Raw genomic sequence first — 2656 nt, 5'->3', positions numbered from 1 at the left:
TACCCCTTCGGCGCCCCGGTTCGGCGGCCACGACCTGGCGGCATTCTCTGCGGAGCCACTGGCCGCCGTCTTCGATCCAGCGTGCCTGCACGGCCTGGCCGTGGGCGAGGACGGCCGCCTGGGCGCCCTGCCCGACCGCGCCGCCGTGCGGGCCGCCCTGTACGCCGGCCGGCCCGTACTGCGCAGCCCCGACGCCATCGCCGCCGACCTGGCGAGCGACACCGCGCTGTGCCCGGGCGGCGCCATGCACGCCAGCCACCTGCGCCAGTTGCTGCGCTCCCGCCTGCTCGATGCCGCCCACAAGAAAGCCACCGGCTGGTTCGGCCAGACCGACTTCCTGCTGTGCCGCCAGCACGTGGACGACGAGGGCGACACCTACGGCGACGGCCTGTTCATGACCGTGTGGAAGACCTGGGACTTTCACCTGTCCATCGACGACCGCACTGCACGCCAGGGCTGGTGGCAGCGGCTGACCGCCCGCCTGCGCGCGCCGCCGCCACCGCCCCGCAGCGACGGCCTGGCCGTCATGCACCGGCGTTATGCCGCAGGCGTGCCCGGCCCCTGGGAACCGCTGGCCGAGGATGGGGACCCCGCCGCGCTGCAGGCCTGCCTGCACGCATGGCACGGCGTGCTCGACCACGCCCGCCGGGCCACGGCCCAGTCACGCGCCGGCCACCCCGTGTGGCGGCGGCTGGAGGCGGCGTTGTCCCCCGCGCGCATCGAGGAACTGGCGCAGTTGCCCGTGTTCACCGAGCAATACAACGACTGGTGGGGCACCGAGCGCAACGGCTGGTGGGAGGGCGACGTGTGGGTCGGCGTGCGCCAGCCCTGCATGCACCAGGGCGAACCCTGGGGCCTGGCCCTCAAGCTGAGCTGGCGCAGCGGCACCGAGGCGCCGGGCGACGCGCCCGACGACGCGCACGCCGCCTACCAGCTGGAGATCGAGGCCGCCGCCCCCGGCGCGCCACCGGTGGTGCGCATCACCTGCGCCCAGCGGCAGTCCGATCCGCGCCACCCGCTGCCGCGCCATGCGGTGGACCACGCGGCACGCCTGCTGCGCTGGTTCACGGAGCTGGAGCAGCGCCTGCATGCGGCGCACGGGGGTACGGCGCAAAGCGGTGACGCCCCGTGATTTGCTATATATTTAATAGCAACGCAGGCAATCGATACTAGGGCATGGGCCGGTTTTGACTCAAAACCGGCAGGCCCGGGCGTCAATCCCCGCCGCCGTCCCCGCCCCCATCGCCATCGCTCTCCGGCGCCTGCGAATCGCCCTGGCCATTGCCATCGTCGCCGCCCCGGCTGCCGCGCTTGCGGCCCCGGGCTTCCTTCTTGGCGGCGCGCAAGGCTTCCTGCCGGGCGCCCTCGGCCTGCCAGACCTCGAACTCCTCGGGCGTCTCCAGCGTGATGCGGCCCAGGATGGCGGTGCGAAAGTCCGTCATCACCAGCTCGGCCGCCTTTTGCAGGTTGACGCGGCCGCCCGCCATGATGGCGCCGCGCTTGCGGGCCACGGCCTCCAGGATCTCTTCGTCCTGCAGGTTGCCCACCGCGCCCGCCGGCAGGCCCAGCTTGTAGCGCGCCTCCATCAGCGGCACGTAGTGCTGCTTGAGGTAGCCGATCAGTTCCAGCGCCACCTCCTCCTCGTCGTAGGCATTGCGGCCGATGGCGCCGCTGGCGGCCAGCTTGAAGCCGCTTTCGGGCACGGTGATGCGCGGCCACAGCATGCCGGGCGTGTCCCACAGGTAGAAGTCGTCGGCCAGCGTGATGCGCTGCTCCAGCTTGGTGATGCCGGCCTCGTCGCCCGTCTTGGCCTGGCTTTTCTGGCTGAGCGTGTTGATGAGCGTGGACTTGCCCACGTTCGGAATGCCGCAGATCAGCACCCGCATCGGCTTGGCCATGCCGCCGCGCTGCGGCGCCAGCTGGTGGCAGGCATCGATGAGGCGCCGGGCCGGCGCGGGCTCGGAGGCATCGAGCGCGATGGCGCGCGTCTCCGACCGGGCGTTGTACCAGTCGAGCCACAGCGGCGTGCGCGCGGGGTCGGCCACGTCCTGCTTGTTGAGCACCTTGACCGCCGGCTTGTGCCCGGTCAGCTCGGCCAGCAACGGGTTGCTGCTGGAGCCGGGCAGGCGCGCATCCAGCAGTTCGATCACCACGTCGATGTCCTTGATGCGCTCGCCGATCGCCTTGCGCGTGAGGTGCATGTGACCGGGAAACCACTGGATGGCCATGGAGAGTCTTTCGCTTTTTTGAGGGGGTTCGAGGGCGACAAGGATAATCGGCCCTGTCTTCACCTTCCGCACTGGCCTACATGCCCCTTCCCCCACCCCCCGTTCACCGCCCCGATCAGAAGCACGACAAGGAGTTGCTGTTCAAGGGCGTGACCTGCGCGCTCATCGGCCTCATCGTGCTGCTGGCACCCTACGTGGCGCGGTCGTCCAGCGTGGCGGACATGATGCGGCAGGCCTCCCTGGTGGGCTGGTTCGCCCTGGTGCTGGGCGGCGCGTTCCTCGTGCGCTACGCCATGCGCCGCTATGGGGGCCGCCGGCGCTACTGAGGGGGAGCAGCGACTTGACGCAGGAAGCCGCCGCCCGCGGGCCGGCCGCCCCGTTCCCGATCGCTGCGGTGCCCGCCCCCGCGGCCGACCTGCCCGGGGGCG

The 2656-nt window shown here is 71.5% G+C and carries 2 protein-coding genes and 1 pseudogene; 2 read left to right on the top strand and 1 reads right to left on the bottom strand.

The genetic code is table 11. The features are described from left to right. A pseudogene (locus AC27IO_RS22665) lies at positions 1 to 1132 on the top strand (WD40 repeat domain-containing protein); the annotation flags it as partial. 82 nt (positions 1133 to 1214) lie between these two features. On the opposite strand, the gene ylqF reads toward AC27IO_RS22665, so the two are convergent. Then, positions 1215 to 2228, bottom strand: coding sequence for a ribosome biogenesis GTPase YlqF (gene ylqF, locus AC27IO_RS22660; protein ID WP_284403458.1), 1014 nt, complete (start codon positions 2226 to 2228; stop codon positions 1215 to 1217). Between the two features lie 80 nt (positions 2229 to 2308). On the opposite strand from ylqF, the gene AC27IO_RS22655 reads away from it, so the two are divergent. Continuing rightward, the gene (locus AC27IO_RS22655) at positions 2309 to 2554 is read left to right on the top strand and encodes a hypothetical protein (RefSeq protein WP_272564034.1); all 246 of its coding nucleotides are present in this window, start codon (positions 2309 to 2311) and stop codon (positions 2552 to 2554) included. The last annotated feature ends 102 nt before the right edge of the window (positions 2555 to 2656 follow it).

This window comes from Acidovorax sp. KNOB132, assembly GCF_057541515.1.
This window is presented reverse-complemented; position numbering and strand designations above follow the sequence as displayed.

What these genes read in the sequence shown, in the direction of transcription:
- ylqF (WP_284403458.1), bottom strand. Translation starts at nt 2,228, where the DNA reads ATGGCCATCCAGTGGTTTCCCGGTCACATGCACCTCACGCGCAAGGCG.
- AC27IO_RS22655 (WP_272564034.1), top strand. Translation starts at nt 2,309, where the DNA reads ATGCCCCTTCCCCCACCCCCCGTTCACCGCCCCGATCAGAAGCACGAC.